Annotated in this window: 11 protein-coding genes and 1 pseudogene; 6 read left to right on the top strand and 6 right to left on the bottom strand. The window is 70.5% G+C overall.

What is annotated here, in order from left to right; all coding sequences use genetic code 11:
- Positions 1–41 precede the first annotated feature (41 nt).
- Positions 42–1124 (top strand): C40 family peptidase, encoded by a 1083-nt coding sequence (locus tag OIE74_RS22245; RefSeq protein WP_329386363.1) that lies wholly within the window; start codon positions 42–44, stop codon positions 1122–1124.
- 35 nt (positions 1125–1159) lie between these two features.
- Here OIE74_RS22245 and OIE74_RS22240 read toward each other — a convergent pair whose 3' ends face one another.
- Positions 1160–2986: an MFS transporter gene (locus OIE74_RS22240; protein WP_329386361.1), complete on the bottom strand. Its 1827-nt coding sequence runs from the start codon at positions 2984–2986 to the stop codon at positions 1160–1162.
- Between the two features lie 199 nt (positions 2987–3185).
- A pseudogene (locus tag OIE74_RS22235) lies at positions 3186–4973 on the bottom strand (hypothetical protein); the annotation flags it as partial.
- A 1746-nt stretch (positions 4974–6719) separates the two neighbouring features.
- On the opposite strand from OIE74_RS22235, the gene OIE74_RS22230 reads away from it, so the two are divergent.
- From OIE74_RS22230 to OIE74_RS22215, 4 genes are all read left to right on the top strand, one after another.
- Entirely contained in the window at positions 6720–7439 is a 720-nt protein-coding gene (locus tag OIE74_RS22230) for a GOLPH3/VPS74 family protein (protein ID WP_329386358.1), read from the top strand.
- A gap of 296 nt (positions 7440–7735) precedes the next feature.
- Positions 7736–8593 (top strand): helix-turn-helix domain-containing protein, encoded by an 858-nt coding sequence (locus OIE74_RS22225; protein ID WP_329386356.1) that lies wholly within the window; start codon positions 7736–7738, stop codon positions 8591–8593.
- A 197-nt stretch (positions 8594–8790) separates the two neighbouring features.
- Positions 8791–8982, top strand: a complete 192-nt coding sequence (locus OIE74_RS22220) for a DUF397 domain-containing protein (RefSeq protein WP_329386354.1) — start codon at positions 8791–8793, stop codon at positions 8980–8982.
- A gap of 498 nt (positions 8983–9480) precedes the next feature.
- A complete protein-coding gene (locus tag OIE74_RS22215; RefSeq protein ID WP_329386352.1) occupies positions 9481–11055 on the top strand; it encodes a sodium:solute symporter family protein in 1575 nt (524 codons plus the stop codon).
- 92 nt (positions 11056–11147) lie between these two features.
- On the opposite strand, the gene OIE74_RS22210 is transcribed toward OIE74_RS22215, so the two are convergent.
- From OIE74_RS22210 to OIE74_RS22195, 4 genes are all read right to left on the bottom strand, one after another.
- Positions 11148–12263, bottom strand: a complete 1116-nt coding sequence (locus tag OIE74_RS22210; protein WP_329386350.1) for an ADP-ribosylglycohydrolase family protein — start codon at positions 12261–12263, stop codon at positions 11148–11150.
- Positions 12264–12428: 165 nt separating this feature from the next.
- A complete protein-coding gene (locus tag OIE74_RS22205) occupies positions 12429–15071 on the bottom strand; it encodes a bifunctional FO biosynthesis protein CofGH (RefSeq protein WP_329386348.1) in 2643 nt (880 codons plus the stop codon).
- 249 nt (positions 15072–15320) lie between these two features.
- Positions 15321–16658 carry an FtsX-like permease family protein gene (locus tag OIE74_RS22200; protein WP_329386346.1) on the bottom strand — a complete coding sequence of 446 codons (1338 nt, stop codon included), beginning with the start codon at positions 16656–16658 and terminating at the stop codon, positions 15321–15323.
- A 3-nt stretch (positions 16659–16661) separates the two neighbouring features.
- The gene (locus tag OIE74_RS22195; protein WP_329386344.1) at positions 16662–17510 is read right to left on the bottom strand and encodes an ABC transporter ATP-binding protein; all 849 of its coding nucleotides are present in this window, start codon (positions 17508–17510) and stop codon (positions 16662–16664) included.
- Between the two features lie 214 nt (positions 17511–17724).
- Here OIE74_RS22195 and OIE74_RS22190 point away from each other — a divergent pair, with 214 nt between their 5' ends.
- The gene (locus OIE74_RS22190; protein WP_329386342.1) at positions 17725–22992 is read left to right on the top strand and encodes a DUF6531 domain-containing protein; all 5268 of its coding nucleotides are present in this window, start codon (positions 17725–17727) and stop codon (positions 22990–22992) included.
- Positions 22993–22995 lie beyond the last annotated feature (3 nt).

Raw genomic sequence — 22995 nt, 5'->3', positions numbered from 1 at the left:
CACGTGCCCGAGATACCTGGACCCTCCGGAGCTGACCTCTCATGAGTGCCAAGGCCAACAAACGCGGTACCCGCCGTTTCCTGCACGCCGCCACCGTCATCGCGCTGCTCGCCGGCAGCGCGTATCTCACCGTCGAACTGCGCAAGGACGAGCAGGCGAAGGCCCCCGCCGTCCAGGCGATCACGGACACCCCGGACCTGACGTCGGCCGGGGACGCGCGCAACGGTGAGCAGAAGTGGGAGCGGCTGAAGAACCCGGAGCGCTCGGTGCTCCGCTCCGGCAAGGGGGCCGTGCTCGCCACCTTCACCGACGGGGCGCGCACCGCGACCCTGACCGGGCCGAGCCGTACGTTCTCCGAGCCCACGAGCACCAAGTCCCGCGTGGTGACCGAGAACTGGGTGCGGCTGATGCCCGAGCCGTGGAAGAAGGACGCCGAGAAGGAGCAGTGGTTCAAGGACTGGTTCGAGGAGTTCTACGGCAGCGAGGAGGACGACCTGTTCGCGTACGCCTTCCAGTACGTCCAGGGCGCCCCGGTCAAGGAGGACGGCGAGGGCACCCCCTACGCGGGTGACGCGGACTTCGGCCCGATCAACCCCGAGGGCAGCCTGGGCGCGGACTACCGGCTGGAGCAGTCGGACTTCTACGACTACCTGGGCATTCCGTACACCTTCCGCGACGGCACCACCATCCAGCCGGAGCAGATCCGCTACCGCTCCATCGACTGCTCGGGCTTCATCCGGACGGTCTTCGGCTACCGGGGCCGCTTCCCGCTGATGGCCGACGACAAGACCGGTGACGGACTGCCGCGTACGGCGAACGGCATGGCGCGCTCGGGGACCGGTACGGACATCATCAAGCTGACGGGGAACGCGCCGTACGAGCGGCCGAAGTCGATCAGCGTGCTCCAGCCGGGCGACCTGGTCTTCTTCAAGCTCGACGCGCGGACCAAGGAGCGGCTGGACCATGTCGGCATCTACATGGGTGTGGACACCGACGGGCACCAGATGTTCGTCTCCAGCCGCGAGGAGGTCAACGGGCCGACGATCGGCGACACGGGCGGCACGTCACGCCTCGACGGCAACGGCTACTACGCGAAGACGATGCGCAGCGCGAAGCGCCTCTGACGGACCGGGGGCGCGGGGCCGGGCGGGAGCGGCCGTCAGCCCTCGTCGCGCAGCTCCTCCGGGCAGGGCGTGCCCGGACGGAGCTGGTACGGCGCCGCGATGCGGTACGTCCCAGGGCGCGGGGCCAGCAGCTCCGTCCACTCGTCGCCGTCGGTGTTCTTCTCGGCCCGGAACAGACAGCCGTTGGGGTTGGTGTACTTCTTCGGACCGTCCTCGTCCGCCTTGGACGCCGCCGTCTCCTCCGGCCGGTCCAGGCTCTCGCCCTTCTCGTCCACGACGGCGAGCCAGCGCGAGTACGGGATACGGATCAGCACCCGCCCGGCGGACTTGACCTCTATCGTCAGCTCGTCGGGCGACGCCCGCCGCACGTCCGCGGGCGGGTCGGCCAGCGGCATCGGGTCCTGGACCTCGTAGAGCTGCCAGTTGGCGTCGCCCCACAGGTGGTTGAGATAGGGCAGGCCCCGCTGTACGAGCTCCGCCTCCTGGTCCGCGCCGTTGTCGGGACGGCCCTTGGGCAGCACCACGTAACGGACGGCCCAGCGGTCGAGCCAGGCACGGTAGTTGTCGTCGGTGAGGCTGTCGTCGTAGAAGAGCGGGTTGCGCTCCATGTCGGCCTGGCGGTTCCAGCCGCGGGCCAGGTTGACGTACGGCGCGAGCGCGGAGGCCTCGCGGTGGCTGCTGGCCGGGACGACCTCCACCCGGCCGCGCTCGGCGCCGACCTCCTGCAACTCGTTCACCAGCGGCGCCAGTTCCCGGGCCCAGGACGCGGTGGGCGCGGTACGGATGATGTCGTCGACGCCCTTGAAGCCGACCCAGAAGTTGACCGCGGCGAAGGCGAGCAGGAGCGCGAACCACTTGCGTGTGCGCGGCGCCGTGTACGGCAGCGCGGCCAGCAGCACCACACCGCCGACGATCATCGCTAGCCGCGACACGTTGGAGCCGATCTGCGAGTCGATCGCCCAGGTCAGCAGCGTTCCGATGCCGTAGACGGCGGCTGCGGTGCGGACCGTGTGCCAGTCGCGCGGCACCAGGAAGAAGGTGGCGACGGAGAAGACGAAGGGCAGCGACGCGGTCCCGAGCGACATCGGCTGGGTGCCGGAGAACGGGAACAGCCAGGCGGAGAGCGCGACGACCGCGACCGGGGCGAGGCCGACCGCGTACGCCCCCGGACGCCGCTTGTTGAGGAAGAGCGCGGCGGCGACCACGCCGAGGAAGAGCCCGGCCACCGGGCTCGCCGCCGTGGCGAGACCGGCGAGCGGCGCGGCGACCACGGCCTTGGCCCAGCGCTTGTAGCGCCAGCGGTGGGGCCAGCAGAAGACGGCGGCGACGGCGCCGAGCGCGAACATCGTGCCGAGACCGAAGGTCACGCGGCCGGAGAGCGCGTTGCAGAGAAAGGCGAAGACGCCGGCGAAGGAGCAGGCGAGCGGATTCCGGACGGCCTTGACGCGGTAGAGGATCAGCGAGGTGAGGGCGGCCGACACCGTGCCGACGATCATCATTGTCGTACGGACGCCGAACAGCGACATCAGGTAGGGCGAGACGACGCTGTACGACACGGGGTGCATCCCGCCGTACCAGGCGAGGTTGTACGCGGAGTCCGGGTGGCGGCCGACGAACTCGGCCCAGGCGTCCTGCGCGGCGATGTCGCCGCCGCTGTTGGCGAGGAAGAAGAACCAGAGAAGGTGGACGATTCCGGCGACGGTGCCGGTGAGCAGGACGGGGTGGCGGAGCAGGCGGCTGCGGAGGTCTTTGGCGGGTGCGGGGTCGGGTGCGGCCTGGCCTGAGGTCTCTGTCCGCTCCCCCTCCGCCCCCTCGGGCGTGGCGGAGTTGCCGTCGGCGCGCGTCGGCTCAGCGGTGGTCACTGCGACTCTCCCCGTCTCACCGTCAGCCCGGTGTGCCGGCCCTCCGGGATCTGTCCGGCCCTGGAGGTATAAGGACGCCGTCCCCGCGTCCCGAGTTGCCTGGCTTCCCTTTCACGGACGCTAACACGCGTCCGGCCGGGGGGAGGGCGCCCGAACAGGCGCCCTCCCGTGCGGTCGTGGCCGGAATCGGCCGACCGGGTCAGCTCACCCGCGTCAGCTTGTCGGTGAACGTCGGCTCGGAAACGTCGCTCTGAAGGGCGACGGCCACCTCGACCTGGCTCCTGCCCTCGCCCACCGTGAGGGTGCCGACGTGGGTTCCGGCGGCTGCCGAGTGCGGCAGGGTCTCGCCGCCGTCGGTCAGTTCGAGCTTGACGGTGAGGCCGGACCAGCCGACGGCCTTCACGTCCTCGGTGGCGACTACCGGGGTCGTCGTGCCCATGCCGTTGTCGACCTCGCCGACGACGGCGCCCTTCTTCACTATCGTCGCGCCCTCCAGCTCGTCCTGCGTCGCGAGCATGACGTCCTTGCTCACGGCGTTGACGGTGTCGATGATGGGCGCCTCGTGCTGACCGAGGACGGCTCCGACGATCAACTGGTCGGTGTCGCCGACCATCTTGTGCGCGGCGAAGAGGAGATTGCCGCCGGCCTTGGTGGTAGAGCCGGTCTTGATGCCGAGGGCGCCGTCGTACGGGACGAGGGTGTTGTAGTTCCGCCAGCTCTTGCCCGACGGGTCCGTCCACTCGGGCAGCTTGGTGATGTCCATCAGGGCGGGGATCTCGACGAGCTTCTGCCCGAGCTTCACCTGGTCCTCGGCGGAACTCACCGTCGTCGCGTCCAGCCCGGACGGGTCGGTGTACGTGGTGTTCTTCATGCCTAGCTCTTCGGCGGTGTCGTTCATCTTCTTGACGAACGCCTCCTCGGAGCCGTTCGCGTCCCAACGGGCCAGCAGGCGCGCGATGTTGTTCGCGGACGGGATCATGATGGCGGCGAGCGCGTCGTGCTGGGTGAGGGTGTCGCCCTCCTTGACGGTGTTGAGGGTCGACTCGCCCTGCGCGTCGAGCCCGCCGTCCTCCTCGGCCTTGGCGTCGACCTCGATCGACGGGCCCTCGTCGCCCCGCTTCAGGGGCTTGTCCTTGAGGACGACGTACGCGGTCATCGCCTTGGCGACGCTGCCGATGGGCACGGCCTTCTGCTCCCCGAACGACCCGACGGTGCCGAGCCCGGTCGCGGCCATGTAGCCCTGCCCCTCGCCGGGCCACGGGAGCGAGGGCTTGTCGCCCTCGAAGGTGTACGTGGACTTGGCGGTCAGGTTCAACGTGGGCGCGGGGAGCGGACGCACGGCCTGTACGACCGCAAAGATGATCAGCACGAGCACCAGCAACGGCGTCCAGATCTTGACCCGCCGGACGACGGTACGGGCGGGGGTCTCGGGCGGCGCGGGCTTGTTGGTGAGCTCGGCGAGCAGATCGAGCGGCGGCAAGGGCGGCATGGGCTGCTGCCGCGTCCGCTCGGCCTCGGCGACGGCCTGCGCACCCGGCGTCCGCTGGTCTTCGCCCCGAAGGGGCACGAATGTGCTGCCGCGCTCGGAGGGAAGCTCGCCCGGCGCCTGCGGCGGAAGCTTGAGCATGGCGGTGGGCTGATCGACCTCGGGCCGCTTGACGGCTCTGAAGACGGCGGTCTTCCGATCGACCCCGGGCTCGTGGTCGGTGCCGGGGTCCGACTGGGCGTCGGTCTTGGCAGACACGGCTGCGGGCTTTACGGCGGTGCCGGCGTCCGGCTGAGCAGCTGCGGGCTTCGAGCCGCCGCCTGCGTCCGACTGGCTGTCGGGCCTGGCGGACGCCGGCCCGGCGGGCGCGACTGCGGGCTTCGAGCCGTCGCCACCTTCCCGCCCGGCTCCGGGCTTTGCGGCGCTGCTGGGGTCCGGCTGGCCGCCGGGCCTGGCGGACGCCGGCCCGGCGGGCGCGGCGGTGGCCTTCGCGCCGCCGGTTTCCCGCTCGGCAGCGGGCTTTGCGGCGCCGCTCGTTTCGGCGTTGGAGGCCGTCGGGTAGGGCTTCGCGCCGCCGCCGGTTTCGGGCCCGGCCCCGGGCCTGCTGGCCGTGGGGTGGGGCGTCGGCCCAGGCACGGTGGGCGCGGCACCAGACTTTGCGGCCGGGCCGGCCTCGGCCTTCGGCTCGGCAGACGCAGCCTGCGGCGTCGCACCACCGCCGACTCCGGCCTTGGCGTCGGACACTGGCCCGGCGGACGCCAGCCCATCTGCCGAGCCGACTTCGGCCTTCGGCTCGCCGGACGCAGCCCGAGGCGTCACGGCACCGCCAGCTCCAGGCCTGACGGCCCCGCCATCGGACACCGGCCCGGCGGCCGGGTCGGCCCCGGCCTTCGGCTCGACACCGCCGGCTTCCGGCTTGCCAGCCGTGGCATCAGCCGCCGACTCGGACTTCACCTTCGGTGAGGCAGACGCCGCGCTACCCGGCTTTGCGGCCTCCGGCTCGGCGTCGGCCGACGCGGCCTGAGGCGTTACGGCACCGCCAGCACCCCGCCCGGCCCCGGGCCTGACGGCCCTGGCATCGGCCGCCGGGTCGGCCCCGGCCTTCGACTCGGCAGAGGCGCCGCCGGTCCTCGCGGCACCGCCGGCTTCCGGCTTGCCAGCCGTGGCATCAGCCGCCGACTCGGACGTCGCCTTCGGCGGGGCAGACGCCGCACCACCGGGCATTCGCGGCTTCGCCGGGGCAACGCCAGCCTCCGACCCCGCCTCCGCGCCCCGCTCGGCCTCCGGCACCCGGAAAACGGCAGTCCCACGGTCGGCCTCGGCCTCGGCCACCGGCTCAGGCGCCGCGCCACCCCGCGTTTCCGGCTTCGCCGGAGCGACTTCGCCCTCCCGCCCGGCATTGGCCGACGCCGCGGTCGCCGCTCGGCCCGGCATTCCCGGCTTCGCCGGCGTAACGCCAGCCTCCGACCCCGCCTCCGCATCCCGCTGGGCCAACCCCGTATCCGCAACGGACTTGCGTCCGGCCGTGGATTCCAGTTCGGCCGGTACCCGGAAAACAGCCGTCCCCCGGTCGGCGCCGGCCTCGGCCGAATCGGCCCCAGGCGCGGCAGACTCCCCGCCGTCCGCCATCTCCGCCTCCGCCGGGGCGACTTCAGCCACCCGCCCGGCCGATGGGGACTCCGGCTCCGCGTCCGCACCGCCCCGTGAACCCTCTGGCCGCTCCGAAGGGCCCTCAGAAGCCGTCACAGGCGCCCCAGCAGCCTCAGGAGCCCCAGAGGCCTCCCTCTCGCCCCGGGCCGGGGAAACGGCCTTCGCAGGGTCGACAGAGGGCTTCGTCGTGTCCACCGCGGAACCGTCGCGGTCCGGTGTCGCGTCCTTGGACGTGTCGGCGCCGTCCTTCGCCTCCCCGGCAGTGGCGTCCGCGTCCGCATCCGCCTCCCGGACGGCGGCCGACTCTCGGAAGACCGCGAACCTCGGGTCCTGTTCCGCCGTCGCCTCCCCCGACGACTTCCGCTGCTCCGACTTGTCGGGGGACTCGCCCGCCACCGTGCCTCCTCATGCGTGTGCGGCGCATCGCGCACTCCGCCGCACTCTCCGAACCGATTATCAGTGTCCTGTGGGAAACCACAGCCCAAGCGCAAGACGAGAACGACATACATAACGGTTCCCGTACAAAGCGACCAGGCACTCTCGACAGACCAATGTGAGAGGGGTCACCCTGTCATTCATCCACGCGGGGAGGCATGGATGGGCAGGAGCCGCAGAACAATTCCGGAGGAGCTTCTGTTGCTCGCTCTGGACCCGGCCACGGGTACCACAGCGCAGCCGCAGTCGCTCGACCTCGGCCTGGCCGGAGCACAGCTAGTGGAGCTGGCTCTGGCAGGACGGATAGCCCCTGACGGGGATCGTATCGCCGTGGTGATGCCACGGCCGACCGGAGATCCGACTCTGGACTCCGCGCTGGAACTGCTGCGCAGACGTGGCAGTCCGGTTCGCGCAGTTCACTGGATCGGCGGGCCCCGATTGGGGCTCCGTCAGATTTACCTCGCGCATCTGGAGCGGTGCGGCATGGTTCATGCCGTGGCGGGCCAGATGTGCGGAGTGCTGCCGACGACGCGCTACCAGGCGACGGAGACGGCGATCAGCCGCGACATCAGGTCACGGCTGGACAGTGCGATCCGCACCGGCGTACCGCCGGACCCGCGGACCGCGGCGCTCGCCGCCCTGGCCCACGCGGTCGGACTGGGCAAGCACCTGTACCCCGGTAACGAGGGGCGCTCGTCGCGCTCCCGGCTCCGGGATCTGATCAGACACGACCCCATGGGCGGCCTCGTGGCGCATGCCGTGATGGACGTCCAGAACGGTGTGGCCGCTCAGCCACGCCGTAACCCCGCACCGGGAGGCCGACCGCCGGCCGTACCGATGCAACCGCAGCGCGGCGGCATGGCCCGCGTCGCGGCGCACTGAGACAACACGGACGACAAAGCACGGACACGACAGCACGCGGGTATCCGAATCCGCCGCGCCGACGTCCCCAGAGACCCGGTTCGGGAGCCGCAAGAGACGCGCGGGGTCCAGCCGTACAAACGGCTGCCCCCGCGCGTCGCGCGCCCGGATACAGGTCCGGCGGCGGTGTGTCCACTTAATCGACCGCGCTTTCTCCTGTGTGCCTGTTTTCCAGCGCGATTGGCCCTATCGGTGGCAGTCTGCTGAGACGTAGACACTCAGAGCTACGCAGTTTCTCAGCAGGAGGTGCCGTTTCCGTGGCGTCCAGTGTCAATCCCACCGTCAGGCGACGCCGGTTGGGCCAGGAGTTGCGCCGGCTCCGCGAGGTCAAAGGCATGACGGCCGAGGAGGTGGCGGAGCGCCTGCTGGTCTCCCAGTCGAAGATCAGCCGTCTGGAGAACGGTCGCCGTTCCATCAGTCAGCGCGATGTCCGCGACCTGTGCGGTGTGTACGAGGTCGAGGACAAACGCATTGTCGAGTCGCTGATGCAAATGGCCAAGGACTCGCGCCAGCAGGGCTGGTGGCACGCCTTCGGCGATATCCCGTACAGCGTCTACATCGGCCTGGAGACGGACGCGGCCTCGCTGCGCGTGTACGAGTCGCTCATCGTCCCCGGCCTGCTCCAGACGCGTGAGTACGCCCAGGCGGTCATCGAAGGCATGTGGCCCGAGGAATCGGCCGGTGATGTCGAGAAGCGGATCCAGATCCGGCTCAAGCGCCAGGACCGGCTCACGGACCCCCACGACCCGCTGCGCTTCTGGGCGGTCATCGACGAGGCGCTTCTGCGGCGCGTGGTGGGCGGCCCCCAGATCATGGCCGACCAGTTGAAGCACCTTTCGCAATTGAGTGCCCAACCCCACGTGACGCTGCAGGTGGTTCCCTACGACGCCGGCGCTCATCCGGGTATGTACGGCAAGTTCGCGATTCTTGAGTTCCAGGAGGCGTCGGACGCGACCGTCGTCTACTTGGAAGGAGTGACCAGCGACCTCTACCTGGAGAAGGCGAATGACGTGCAGAGTTACACCGTCATGTATGAGCATCTTCGGGCCAAAGCCCTCAGCGCCGAGCATTCGAGGGCGTTCATCGACAAAATCGCTGCGGACTACGGCGGCTGACGGGCAATCAGAGGAAGAGGCGCGGAGTCTACACACGCAATGATGATGTGGGTAGCTCACTTCGGCGATTGCCACCCTGTTGAGTGAACACGCAATGAAACCCATGATCTCACGGCGTAGCGTCGATCAAGTCAGCGCGCAATGCGGCGCGCGAGCGATTCGACCCGCGCCGAAATGGCACGACCACCGGAGTGATCATGGTTCATCAGCGAGGTTCTTTGGCCGAGTGGACGAAGTCCACGTACTCGGCGAACGGGGATTGCGTGGAGGTGCGCACAGATCGGGCAACAGCGATCTCTGTCCGTGATTCCAAGAATCCCAGCGGCCCTGTCCTGAATTTCGACTCGAAAGCCTGGAAGACCTTCGTGGCCGATTCAGGCAGGCTGTAAGCCACAATTTTCCGAACACCTTGGTGAGCGGCCCGAGTGATTCCGAGCCCAGCCCTCTCGTCTGGTTCGCCGTCCCGGCCGAGGGGGCCCCTCGCTTTCAGGCACAGTGATTGTCACGGAGACACGCCAAGTCGGCCTGCTTGAGCCCCAGAAGCGGTTCGCAAGGTCATGGCGTGAGTCCGGTGTGTCCCCCTCTTCCGGCCGGCACGGAACCCGCATCCCGTACAGCCTTCTCCACTGATGGCCGGAGTCTGACGAAGTGCCAGCCCATCGTGTGGCCCGTGTCACGTGCACGACAACGGCTTACATGGTCAAGAACTGGCAAAATGGTTCGGCTTTCTGATCTGCGTTCACATCTCTGACCGTAGAAACTCTTGACCCGCTACCGCGAGTAGCGGTTCAATCCCCGAAGTCCCCGCTCCCGCACGGGGGCGCCGCTGATCGGACGTACTGGCGAAGCGCACCCACGTTCACAAGGCGGACCCCTGGAGGGGGCACATGAACAGTCTCGACTGGACCGTGCTCATCGGATACTTCGGTGTGATGGTGGCGATCGGCGTCTGGTCCCACAGGCGCGTGGGCGACGTCCATGACTACTTCACCGCCGGCGGCAAGATGCCGTGGTGGCTCTCCGGTATCTCGCACCACATGTCCGGGTACAGCGCGGTGATGTTCACCGGGTACGCGGCCATCGCGTACACCTACGGCGTCACGTCGTACGTCACCTGGTCCTTCCCCATCGCCATCGGCATCGCGATCGGGGCCAGGCTCTTCGCTCCCCGGCTCAACCGGGTGCGGTCGCGGTTGCGGGTGTCCTCGCCGCTCGAATACCTCAAGAACCGCTACAACCTGCCGACCCAGCAGGCGCTCGCCTGGTCCGGTGTGCTGCTGAAGATCGTGGACGTCGGCGCCAAGTGGGCCGCCATCGCCACCCTGTTGTCCGTCTTCACCGGTGTCTCGCTCAACATGGGCATCCTGATCACGGGCGCGGTCACCGCCGTCTACTGCACGGTGGGCGGGCTGTGGGCCGACGCGCTGACCGAACTGGGCCAGTTCATCATCCAGTTCATCGCCGGTATCGCGATGCTCGTCGCCGTCCTGGCGGAGCTGGGCGGGTTCAGCAGCCTGTGGAACGTCTGGGACGAGCCCGAACTCCAGGGCCACACCGAGCCGTTGGCCGGGCCGTACATGATGGTCTTCCTGATCGCGTATCTGTTCATCAAGACCTTCGAGTACAACGGCGGCATGTGGAACCAGGCGCAGCGCTACATGGCGACCGACTCCGCCAAGTCCGCGACGCGTTCCGCCACCCTGTCGGCCGTGCTGTGGCTGATCTGGCCGCTGGTGCTGTTCTTCCCCATGTGGGTCGCGCCGGTGCTCATCGACACCGACGTACCGGCCGACAGCTACGCGCTGATGGCCGAACAGCTCCTGCCCCACGGCCTGTTGGGCCTGGTCATCGTCGGCTTCTTCTCGCACACGATGGCCATGTGCTCCTCGGACGCGAACGCCATCGCCGCGGTCGTGACCCGCGACATCATGCCGGCCGTCTCCCGTCGCGTACGGGAGTGGGACACCCGGGCCGGGCTGCTCGCGGCCCGCTGGACGACGCTGCTCTTCCTCGGCCTGTCGATGGCCATCGCGACGCAGGTCAACTCGCCCTTCTTCGGCGACATCATCACCGTCGTCATCAAGTGGGTCGCCGGGCTCATGGGGCCGATCGCGATCCCGCTGATGCTGGGTCTGCTGCCCTGGTTCCGCAGGAGCGGCCCCACGGCCGCGCTGATCAGCTGGGCCGTCGGTCTGGTCACCTTCTGGCTGGTCAACTACCCGATCAGCTGGAATGTGGACGGCGGAGTGCCGCTCCAGTACCAGGTGTCGATCCCGCTCGCCGTCTCGCTCGTCCTCTACGTCCTGATCGGCTTCGTCAAGCCGGAGGACACACCGGAGCGCGACGCCGTACTCCAGAAGATCAACAACGACGACGACGGTTCGGACGCCGTCGCGGCGGTGCCGGTGCCGGCGGAGCCGGGCGACTCCAAGCAGCTCGGACGCGAGGGCGCGTCCGGCTGACGGACCCGCCGTCCGGCGCGATGCCGGGCCCGGACTCGCTTCACCTGGCCCGGCCGGTGGCCGGTGAAGCGAGTCCGGGCCCAGGACACCCCTCAGCCCCGCGGGTACCTCGTCAGCCAGCCCGACGCCGTGACCGCCGGGCTGTGCAGCGCCGGCCCCTGCGTCATCTCCATCGCGAAGTCGTCCGCGATCTCCAGCAGCGTCGGCCGGCCCTCCAACTCGGCCAGCCACGCGGGCGGCAGCGCCGTCTCCCCGTGCATCGCGCCGAGCAGGGCCCCGCACAGCGCCCCCGTCGCCGACGACGGCCCGTCGTGGTTCACGGCCAGCCGCAGACCATGGCGTACGTCCTCGCCGACCAGCGCGCAGTACACGGCCACCGCCAGCGAGTCCTCCGCCGCCCCGCCCTCCCCGAGCACCGCGACCCGGCCCGGGGTCGGGATCCCCTGCCGTACGGCTCCGAGCGCCTGCCCCAGCGCGTCGGTGACGGGCTGATGGCCGGGCCGCTGGGTCAGCAGCGCCAGGGCCCGCTGCACGGCCGCGTCGACGCCGTCGCCGCGCGCGACGGCGTGCACGATCACCGCGAACGCACCGGCCGACAGATACGCGGTGGGATGGCCGTGCGTCTGCGCCGCGCACTCCACGGCGAGCTGGCACACCAACTGCGGCTCCCAGCCCACCAGCAGCCCGAAAGGCGCCGAGCGCACGAGCGCGCCCGCGTCGCGCGCGGTCGGGTTCTTGGGCTTCTCCAGCGTGCCCATCACGTCGTCCGCCAGCCCGGTCAGACAGGGCCGCGTGGGGTCCCGGCGCGCGTACAGCCACTCCTCCCGCGCGAGCCAGCCGTTGTCCTTGCGGCGCTCGTCGGGTCCCCAGTCGCTCTGGGTGGCCGCCCAGCGCAGATACGCGCGGTGCACGTCGGTCGGCGGGTGCCAGGCGCCCGTGTCGCGCCGGACCTGGGCGCGGATGAGGCCGTCGACGGTGAAGAGGGTCAGCTGGGTGGCGGCGGCGACCGCGCCGCGTCTGCCGTACGCGGGGGCGAAGTCGGTGACGCCCTCGGCGCCGTGCGCCGTGCGGGTCTCGTCGAGGGTGAGCGTGTCGACCCCCGCGCCCAGCGCGTCGCCGATCGCTCCCCCGAGGAGGCAGCCACGGACGCGGCTGCGGAAGTCCTGCTGTTCCGCCCGGCCCCATATGGCGGTGGCTGGCCTGTTCACGCGTCCCCTCCCTCCCGTTCCACGGAACGCACCGTCTGGCGCAGCACTGTAATCGAACGGGAACGGACGGTTGAGCACGGGCGGCGGGTGGCCGGTGGCGGGCCGGTGAGAGGCTGGTGACAGGCCGGTGGCGGGCAGGACACCGGCCCCGGTCACCCGCCCCCGTCACTCCGCGGGCAGCAGCGGCAGCAGCTCCGGCAGGTGCCCGTCGGACGCCGTCGCCGCCCGTACGCGCTCCTCGGGCACCTCCCCGTACAGCGTGGTCCGCGGCCTGGCCGGCCTGCCCGCCGCCTCGGCGATGGCGATCAGGTCCTTGACCGAGCGGTACGAGCCGTAACTGGAGCCCGCCATACGGGAGATGGTCTCCTCCATCAGCGTGCCGCCGACGTCGTTCGCGCCGGAGCGCAGCATCTCGGCGGCGCCTTCCGTGCCGAGCTTGACCCAACTGGTCTGGATGTTGGTGATGTACGGATGGAGGAGGAGCCGGGCCATCGCCATCACCGCGCGGTTGTCACGGGCCGTCGGCCCCGGGCGGGCGATGCCGGCCAGATAGACCGGCGCGTTGGTGTGGATGAAGGGCAGCGTGACGAACTCCGTGAAGCCCTCACGCCCCGCCTCCAGCGCTTTGCGCTGCATACCGGCCAGCGTGCGGAAGTGCCCCAACCAGTGGCGGGGCTGGTCCACATGGCCGTACATCATCGTGGAGCTGGAGCGGATGCCCAGCGAGTGCGCGGTCTCCACGACCTCGATCCATGTCGCCGTCGGCAGCTTGCCCTTGGTGAGGATCCAGCGCACCTCGTCGTCCAGGATCTCGGCGGCCGTGCCCGGGATCGAGTCGAGCCCGGCCTCCTTCGCGGCCGTGAGCCATTCGCGGATCGACATCCCGGTGCGCGAGGCCCCGTTGACGACCTCCATGGGTGAGAAGGCGTGCACATGCATACCGGGCACGCGCTTCTTCACGGCGCGCGCGATGTCGAAGTACGCCGTCCCGGGCAGGTCGGGGTGGATACCGCCCTGCATGCACACCTCGACGGCGCCGACGTCCCACGCCTGCGCCGCGCGGTCGGCGACCTGGTCGAGGGAGAGGGTGTACGCGTCGGCGTCCGTACGGCGCTGGGCGAAGGCGCAGAAACGGCAGCCGGTGTAGCAGACGTTGGTGAAGTTGATGTTGCGCGTGACGATGTACGTGACGTCGTCGCCGACCACCTCGCGGCGCAGTTCGTCGGCGATCCGGGTCAGCGCGTCGAGCGCGGGACCGTCCGCGTGCAGCAGCGCGAGCGCCTCGTCGTCGGTGAGCTTCGTCGGGTCGGCGGCGGCCTGCTTCAGCGCCTGCTTGACGTCGGTGTCGATGCGCTCGGGCACCATGCCGGGCGCGGCGGCCTCCCTCAACGCGTCCCAGTCGCCGTACACATGGTCGAAGTCGTCGCGCCGGTCGCCGGTGCGGCCCTCGGTGTCGATGGTGCGGTGCAGGTCCGTACGGCCGGTGGCGGTGAACCCCTCGTCGGGCTCCTGCCACGGCAGCCCGGCCGGTTTGACGTCTTCGCGGGCGAGCCCGGTCGCCGGGTCGGCGAGCGCGCGTACGTGCGGCATCACGCGCGGGTCGAGCCAGGGCTCGCCGCGCTGGATGAACTCCGGGTAGATCGTGAGCCGTTCACGCAGCTCGAACCCGGCCGCGGCGGTGCGCTCGGCGAGTTGGTCGATGTGCGGCCAGGGGCGCTCGGGGTTCACATGGTCGGGGGTCAGCGGCGAGACGCCGCCCCAGTCGTCGATGCCGGCGCCGATGAGGAGCGCGTACTCCTCGTCGACGAGGTTCGGCGGGGCCTGGATCCGGGCGGCCGGGCCGAGGAGATGCCGGGCGACGGCGATGGTCGCGGCCAGTTCCTCCAGCTCGGCGTCGGGCATGGCGCGCATCGCGGTGTCGGGCTTGGCGCGGAAGTTCTGGACGATGACTTCCTGGATGCCGTGGTAGGCACGGGCGGTGCGGCGCAGTTCGAAGAGGGAGTCGGCGCGCTCCTCGTGGTTCTCGCCGATGCCGATCAGGATGCCGGTGGTGAAGGGGACGTTGGACCGGCCCGCGTCTTCGAGCACCCGCAGCCGTACGGCGGGCTCCTTGTCCGGCGAGCCGTGGTGCGGGCCGCCGGGCTCGGACCAGAGCCGGGTGGCGGTGGTCTCCAGCATCATGCCCATGCTGGGCGCGACGGGCTTGAGCCGCTGGAAGTCGGTCCAGCCGAGGACGCCGGGGTTGAGGTGCGGGAGGAGACCGGTCTCCTCCAGTACGCGGATGGCCATGGCCCGTACGTACGCGAGCGTGTCGTCGTACCCCTCCGCCTCCAGCCACTCCTTCGCCTCGGGCCAGCGGTCCTCGGGGCGGTCGCCGAGCGTGAACAGCGCTTCCTTGCAGCCCATTTCGGCGCCCTCGCGGGCGATGGCGAGGACTTCGTCGGGCGACAGGAACATGCCGTGGCCGGCGCGGCGGAGCTTGCCGGGGACGGTGACGAACGTGCAGTAGTGGCACTTGTCGCGGCAGAGGCGGGTCAGCGGGATGAAGACCTTGCGGGAGTACGTGATGATCCCGGGGCGTCCGACGGCTTCGAGCCCGGCGTCGCGGACCCGCGCGGCGGATGCGGCCAGGTCCTTCAGGTCGTCGCCGCGCGCCTGGAGCAGAACGGCGGCCTCACCGACGTCGAGCGCGACACCGTCCCTGGCGCGTTTGAGGGCGCGGCGCATGGCGTTGGCGGTGGGGGCGCTGGTGGCACCGGTGGCGGATGGGGAGGGGGAGCCGGAGGGGGACGTGGCGCTCGTCGTCATGTTCCGAGCATACGAGCGGGGTCCGACGATTCCGGGGTGGCGAAGGGCAGGTGAGCGGATGCCCACATTCGGGTGACGACCGGGAATAACGGCCAACCGGCCAACCGGCCGGGCCGGAAAGCCCGGAGGGGCAGTCGCTGTGTGCGACTGCCCCTCGGCGGCTTTTCCTGTCGGTGCGATGCTGTCCGGTCTGGTGCCGTCCGGTCTGGTGCCGTCCGGTGCGGCGCCGGTGCTGTCCGGTGCGTCATGTCAGGCGGCCAGTGCCACCGCCTCGACAGCCGGTGTGCGCAGGCCCCGGTAGGCCGTACCCACGCTGGTGACGATCGTCGCGACGGCGCCGATGCCCACGACGGCCAGCCAGATCCCGAGGCTCTGGTCCGGGACGGCGGTGTCGGTGCGGACGATGCTGAAGGAGACGATGCCGGCGAGCGCCGACAGCGTCGCGAAGAACACCCCGAAGACCGTCAGGATCAGCGATTCGAGACTGATCATGCCCAGGACCTGACCCGGCGTGGCGCCGGTGAGACGCTGCTGGCCGAACTCCCTGGTGCGGTAAGTGGTCGCCGCGTAGAGGCTGTTGACCAGCATGATGCAGGCGAAGACCACGATGATGCCGGCGATCACGAAGTTGAGGGTCTGGACACTCATGTCCTCGCCCGACCGGGTGAGGCCGGCGGCCTCGGCCGCGTCGTTCTCGATGACCTGCATGTAGAAGATGGCCGTGGCGATGCTGATGAAGAGGATGAGCGGCATGAGCACGCTGGAGAGCTGCGCGGCGCGCTGCCGCATGTTGTGGATGGTCAGGTAACCGCTGGCGCCGAAGACCAGGGTCAGCGGCTTGGTCAGGGCACCGAGCAGGATCCGCAGCAGTGCGGGCGAGAGGATCGCGAAGCCCGCGGCCAGCAGGATGGCACCGTAACCGGGGGCGGCCATCAGCGCGACGTCCGTCTTGTCCATGGCGAAGGTGGAGCCGACGGTGCCCGCGCCCAGGAACAGGGCGGCGACGCCGGCGAAGGTCTTCGCCCGGCCGCGGGACTTGCGGCCGCCGGCCGCTTCCTTGGTCGCCCGGCGGACCGCGAGGAACGCGGCGCCGACGGACGTCAGCAGGGTGACCGTCGCACCGAAGGTCAGCGCGATCGGGCCGAAGACGTGGTCCACACCGGAGGCGACCTGGTCGGTGTCCTTGAAGACTTCGAGCAGCTGAGCGCCGCCGATCATCGCGGGCACGATGGCCAGCAGCGTTCCGGCGATCCCGACCACGGCGGCCTCGAAGACCACCATCCGCTTGATCTGCGCGGGAGTCGCGCCGCTCCGGCGCAGGAGTGCGATCTCCTCGCCGCGCTGGCGGACGTTGACGGTGAGGGTGGAGGCGATGGCGAAGAAGACGAGAAGGGCGCCGTAGCCGCCGACCACGTTCGCCGCCGTGGTGATGGACTCCTTGCTGAGACTGTCGATGCCCGGAGTCGCCGCGGTGTCGTGCATCGAGCTGAAGGTCATGATGATCGCCGCGCCCAGGAAGGTCGAGAGCAGGGTGGCGATGAAGCGCCCGGGGCGCCGACGGATGGAGCTCATGGCGAGAGTGAACATGTGTCAGACCCCCGCGAACGCGTTGTCGGCGGACCGGTCGGCCACGCGGCCGGCGGAGGACCGGGCTCCCGAGTGCGCCGCCGGGTTGACGGTGTCTCCGAGGTGCGCGAGGCGCTCGGCGACCGCGTCGACGGTCGGGCGGTCGATCTGCCCGGCCAGGCGGCCGTCGGCCAGGAAGATCACGGAGTCCGCGAAGGAGGCGGCGACCGGGTCGTGGGTGACCATGACGACGGTGCGTCCGTGGATCCGTACGCTCTCCTGGAGCAGCCGCAGCACATCACGCGCGCTGCGGATGTCGAGCGCGCCGGTGGGCTCGTCGGCGAAGATCACGCTGGGCTCGGTGACCAGGGCGCGGGCGATGGCGACGCGCTGCTGCTGGCCTCCGGAGAGCTGGTCGGGCCGGTGGCCGAGACGGTCACCGAGGCCGACCTGGGTGAGGATCTCCCTGGCGCGGGCCTTGTCGATACGGCGGCCGGCGAGCTTCAGCGGCAGGACGGTGTTCTGGGCGACGGTCAGGGTGGGCAGGAGGTTGTACTTCTGGAAGATGAAGCCGATCCGGCGGCGGCGGAACTTGGTCAGGGCCGCCTCGCTGCCGCCTGTCATCTCCTCGCCGTCGACCATCACCTGGCCGCTGTCGGGCCGGTCGAGACCGGCCGCGCACTGGAGGAGGGTCGACTTGCCGGAGCCGGAGGGCCCCATGACGGCGGTGAAAGAACCGGCGGGAAGACTCAGCGACACACCGTCGAGGGCGGTCACGGCGTTCTCGGCCGCCCCGTAGACCTTGCTCACGTTCGCCAGACGAAGAGCTTCGGCGCTCCGGGTCGGGCTGCTCTTGCTCTTGCGACGCATCATGATCGTTCCTTCCGTCGGGCACCCTCTGTGCCACGAGTAAGACGCTACGGACGACGGACTTCGATCACATTGGGCGTACGGCCCCAAGTCGCAGGTGTCGCTGAATACACCCGCCGCTGGGGCCACCCCCCGACGCCCTGTTGACACACCCACGCTTCCCCATACGTTCAATTCACTAAAGCAAATACACGGGGTGGGGTTTGTGGCGTTCTGGATGGCTGCCGCGTCTTTGTGGTGTGTGCTGCAACTGCTGCTGATGTCATGGCCGGCCCGTACGGTCGGCTGGCCGACCGTCCTGCTGGCCTTCGGCGTCGGGGCGTACGGCTGCGGCGTCTTCTCGGTCCTGATCGAGACGCTCGTCACCCGCCAAGTGGCCGCCGCCGACGAGACGTCGATGCGGACGGTCATGGACACCGTCATGTGGACGACGGCCCCGACGGCCGAGGAACTGCTCAAGATCGCACCCCTCGCGCTCGCCGCCTGGGCGCTGCGCGGCCGGGTCCAGTGGGGCCTGACGGACTTCGTGGTGCTGGGCGCCGCGGTGGGCGCGGGGTTCGGGCTGCTTGAGACGGTCCTGCAATTCACATTCGCACCGGATGTACAGGTTCGCCCCATCGAGTCGGCGGGCGGCTGGTCGGTCGGGACGCGGCTGTTCACGGTGCCCTTCGTCTCCGGCTTCCCCGAGCTGCTGGGGCACTGGCTGCCGGGGGCCATGGGCTCCCTGGAGCTGGGCACCGCCACCGTGACCGTGCCGGTGGACAACCACGTCGTCTGGTCGGCCCTGGGCGGTCTGTCCGTCGGTCTGATCGTGTGCGGGCACCGCTGGTGGGTACGGGTGGCGGGGCTGCTGCCCCTCCTCGCGGCCATCGGCCTGCACACGGCGGTCAACTACATCGCCGCGATGCGCAACCCGAACGGGGCGCCGCGTGAGTGGTACGACCGGATCGTCGCGAGCGGGCTCTGGCTGGTGCTGGGCTGCCTGGTGGTGGCGGTGGTGTGGGACGTACGTACGCGACGGGCCGGCCGGTCCCGGGAGCCGGGGGTGTGGCTGAGGGCGGAGCGGGAGGGCGCGGCCTCGGGCGCCGGCGGTGGTGCGCCGCTGCTGAACTACGCGTTGCTGCGGGCCCCGTGGACCATGTTCATCGCCCTCCGGTACGCCCGCAGGCGCCGGACCCTCTTCCATGTCACCACCCACCCCCGCGCCCGCCCGGAGCACGTCACGGCGCTGCGGGACGAACTCACCACCCTCACGGCCGAGTTGGACGCCACCTCGGACCCGTCGACCTGGCAGGGCCTCTCCGTACGCGAGGCCTGGCGCCGGCTCCGTGCCCGCGGGGCCGGCCGGCTGCCCTGGTGGGAGAAGGTCCTCCTCGTCCTTGGCCTCCTGCTGCTGATCCCGTCCGCCCTCCTCGCGGCCACCTTCGCCTTCGAGGGCACGGAGGCCCTGGAGGAGTTCTTCACGGAGGGCCAGGGCTGGCGGCTGCTCGTCGGCTGCGGTCTGGCGGCCCTGCTGCTGGCCGCGTTCCGCCTCGTCATGACATGGCGTTCCCTCCCCCGTATGCGCGCCCTCCCCCCGGCGGAGCCGTACGCCGCCGCGCTGCTGCGGGTGGCGGTGGTCGCCGGCGGCCTGTGCGCGGGCCTGCTCCTGCTGTCACGCGCGGGCGCGATAGCCGAGTACGACAAGGTCCTGCCCGACCACCTGATCGTCTCGTTCGTCCTGGAGAAGTTCCTGGACGTGGCCCCGGCCCTGATCCTCACGCTCCTGATGTTCGCCCTCCCGTTCGCCCTCCCCCTGGGCCTCGCCACGGGCGGCCTGGGCGCCCTGCTCCCAGAACTCCTGGCGATGGCGGCGGGCCGGGTCCTGGCACCGGTGGCAGCCCGGGTCGCGGCCCAGGTGGGGGCGCGGCTGGCCGGCCGGGGCGCGCTGGCGTGGGCGCGGAACGCGCTGCGGAGCGGCCGGGGCAGGTTCACCCGGCGTGCGGACGAGGTCAGGCACGGCCGGACGGACCCGGTGGATATGGCGACGGGCCGGATGTTCCTGCCGCTGACGGATGTGGAACTGCCGGGTGTGCTGCCGCTGGTGTTCTCGCGGCGGGTGGACTCCGGTTACCGGGGCGGCCGTTGGTTCGGTCCGACGTGGGCGTCGACGGCGGACCAGCGGCTGGAGTTCGACGACGAGGGCGCGGTCTTCTTCACCGAGGACGGCTCGCTCCTCGCGTACCCGCACCCGGTGGCGGGCGGCGGCGCGGTGCTGCCGGAGGAGGTCGCCGGGCGCGCACGGTGGCCCCTCGCGCGTGCCGCCGACGGCTCGTACACCGTCACCGACCCGGAGGCCGCGCAGGTGCGCACGTTCACCGCGCACGGCGACAGCGGCACGGCCCTGCTGCGTACGGTCACCGACCGGCACGGCAACCGGATCACGTTCACGTACGACGCGGAGGGCGCGCCGGCCGAGATCGCGCACAGCGGCGGTTATGTGCTGCGCCTGACGACGCACGGCGAACGGATCACCGCCCTGTGGCTGGGCGGGCCCGGCGGCGATGTGCGCGTCATGGCGTACGAGTACGGACCGGAGGGCCGGCTGGAGCGGACGTACAACTCCTCCGGTCTCCCCTTGCGTTTCACGTACGACGAGGCGGGCCGGGTGACGTCGTGGACGGACACCAACAACCGCTCGTACGCGTACGAGTACGGCGGCCCCGACGACGACCGGGTGGTGGCGGAGGGCGGCGAGGGCGGCCACTACAGCTTCCGCTTCACGTACGGCGAATCCGACCCCGCCTTCCCCGGTCTCACGCTCACCACCCTCACCGCGCCCGACGGCACCACCACCCGTTACCTGGTCGACGAACGCCGTCTCGTCGTCGGAGAGATCGACGCGAACGGCGCGGTGACGCGTACGTCCTACGACGCGGCCGGCCGCCTCACCGCCGGGACGGACGCGCTGGGCCGCACCACGGAGTTCACGTACGACGGGCACGGCCATCTCACCGGCGTACTGCGCCCGGACGGCAGCTCGATCGCGGCCGAACTCGACTCCGACGGCAGGCCGGTACGGATCACGGACCCGGCGGGGCAGGTGTGGCACCAGACGTTCGACGCGCACGGCAGCCCCACCTCGGTCACCGACCCGACGGGCGCCACCACCCGCTGTCTGTACGACGGCCGGGGCACCCCGCTCGCGATCACCGACCCGCTGGGCGCGACCACGCGCGTGCGGTGCGACGCGGCGGGCCTGCCCGTCGAGACGACGGATCCGCTGGGGGCGACGACGCGGCTGGTGCGTGACGCGTTCGGCCGGGTCGTGTCCGTCACCGACCCGCTGGGCGCGGTCTCGCGCTTCGAGTGGTCCACGGAGGGACTGCTCCTGCGGCGTACGGCCCCGGACGGCGCGGCGGAGTCGTGGACGTACGACGGCGAGGGCAACCTCGTCACGTACACGGACGCCAACGGCGGTGTCACGCACCACGAGTACACCCACTTCGACCTGCTGACCTCCCGCACCGACCCGGACGGCGCGCGCCACACCTTCACGCACGACGACGCGACCCGCCTGACGTCGGTGACCAACCCGGGGGGCCTGACGTGGAGTTACGCGTACGACGCGGCGGGCCACCTGATATCGGAGACGGACTTCGACGGCCGTACGGTCACGTACTCGCTGGACGTGGCGGGTCAGCTCACCTCGCGTGTGGATCCGTTGGGCGTCCGCACCGACCACCGTTACGACCTGCTGGGCCGGCTCGTCGCGCGGGACGCGGGCGGCGAGGTGACCACGTTCGACTGGACGGCGGGCGGCGACCTGGCGCGGGCGACGGGGCCGGACGCCGAACTGCTGCGTACGTACGACCCGGCCGGGCGCCTGCTGACGGAGTCGGTGGACGGGCGCGTGCTGCGTCTGTCGTACGACGCGGCGGGGCGGCTGTCCGAGCGGCGGACCCCGGCGGGCGCGGTCACCGCGTACGCGTACGACGCCGCCGGCAACCGCACCGAACTCACCGCGTCGGGGCGGCCGTTGACGGTGACGCGCGACGCGGCGGGCCGCGAGACCCGGCTCGACTGGGGCGGGGCGCTGTCGCTGACGCAGGCATGGGACCCGGCGGGCCGGCCGCGGTCCCGTTCGTACGCGGGCGCGGACGTCCCCGCGCGCACGTACACCTGGCGCCCGGACGGCCACCTTGTCGCCGCGGGTGACGCGCGCTACACGCTGGACCCGGCGGGCCGGGTGACCGAGGTCCGGGCGGCGGCGGACTGGTCGGAGTCGTACACCTACGACTCGGCCGGCAACCCGACCGACGCCGCCTGGCCGACGGACCTGGCGTACCCCGAGTCGACAGGCCGGCGCACCTACACGGGCACCCGCGTGGGCACGGCGGGCGCGGTCCGGTACGAGTACGACGCGGCGGGCCGCACCACCCTGCGCCAGAAGCCCCGCCTCTCCCGGAAGCCGGCCAACTGGCGCTACACCTGGAACGCGCGCGACGAACTCGCGGCGGTGACCACGCCGGACGGCACGACGTGGCGCTATACGTACGACGCGCTGGGCCGCCGGGTGTCCAAGCGGCGCCTGGCGCTTGACGGTTCGACCGCGGAAGAGACGCGCTTCACGTACCAGGGCGCCACCCTGATCGAGGAGACGTCGACGTCCACAGGGTGGCCGGGCGCCCAGACGCTCACCTGGGACCACGACGACTCGTCCCTGGTCCCGCTGGCCCAGACGACCCGCTACACCCCGGCGGCGGACGCCCCGCAGTCGGAGATCGACACCCGCTTCCACGCGATCATCACGGACCTGATCGGCACCCCGACCCACCTGATCGACGAATCAGGCGCCACGGCCTGGCAGTCCCGCCGAACGCTCTGGGGCACCACGACCTGGCCCCCCGACACAACGGCGTACACCCCGCTCCGCTTCCCGGGCCAATACCACGACCTGGAAACGGGCCACCACTACAACGTCCACCGCCACTACGACCCCGAAACCGCCCACTACCTGACCCCGGACCCCCTGGGCCTGGCCCCGTCCCCGAACCCGACGGCGTACGTCCACAACCCGCTGACGTGGTGCGACCCACTGGGCCTCGCGCCACGCTACAGAATTGGAGATCTCAACGACGCCGCGAGAAGGAATCCGAACGTTGCCCACACACTTTCTGAGCACGTAAACGTCTCACCCCAGCAAGCCATCGCACTCGCGAAGAAGAAAGGTAAACCTAATGGAGTATTCCACGACCAGCAAACAGCTCAGCAAGTGATTGACTACGGACTCGCCAAGAATTCCAAGAAAATAGAAAGCTGGCTGAGAGGCTCAGATCAGTCTCTTCCGCTTCCACCAGGTCACTTCGGGGCAAATAATCCGATCGGATGGGCCGCTCACCCGAATGGCAGCATAGCCGCGACAGGAAATCAGTATACTATTGTGCTACAACGCCAGAAAGGGGCGCCCGGCGGATACTTCATCAAAACTGCATACCCATGGTAAAGA

This window comes from Streptomyces sp. NBC_01716 (genome assembly GCF_036248275.1).
GTDB lineage: Bacteria > Actinomycetota > Actinomycetes > Streptomycetales > Streptomycetaceae > Streptomyces.
This window is presented reverse-complemented; position numbering and strand designations above follow the sequence as displayed.

Coding starts and splice junctions, on each gene's coding strand:
- OIE74_RS22245 (WP_329386363.1), top strand. CDS start 42: ATGAGTGCCAAGGCCAACAAACGCGGTACCCGCCGTTTCCTGCACGCC.
- OIE74_RS22230 (WP_329386358.1), top strand. CDS start 6,720: ATGGGCAGGAGCCGCAGAACAATTCCGGAGGAGCTTCTGTTGCTCGCT.
- OIE74_RS22220 (WP_329386354.1), top strand. CDS start 8,791: ATGGTTCATCAGCGAGGTTCTTTGGCCGAGTGGACGAAGTCCACGTAC.
- OIE74_RS22215 (WP_329386352.1), top strand. CDS start 9,481: ATGAACAGTCTCGACTGGACCGTGCTCATCGGATACTTCGGTGTGATG.
- OIE74_RS22205 (WP_329386348.1), bottom strand. CDS start 15,071: ATGACGACGAGCGCCACGTCCCCCTCCGGCTCCCCCTCCCCATCCGCC.
- OIE74_RS22200 (WP_329386346.1), bottom strand. CDS start 16,658: ATGTTCACTCTCGCCATGAGCTCCATCCGTCGGCGCCCCGGGCGCTTC.
- OIE74_RS22195 (WP_329386344.1), bottom strand. CDS start 17,510: ATGATGCGTCGCAAGAGCAAGAGCAGCCCGACCCGGAGCGCCGAAGCT.
- OIE74_RS22190 (WP_329386342.1), top strand. CDS start 17,725: ATGGCTGCCGCGTCTTTGTGGTGTGTGCTGCAACTGCTGCTGATGTCA.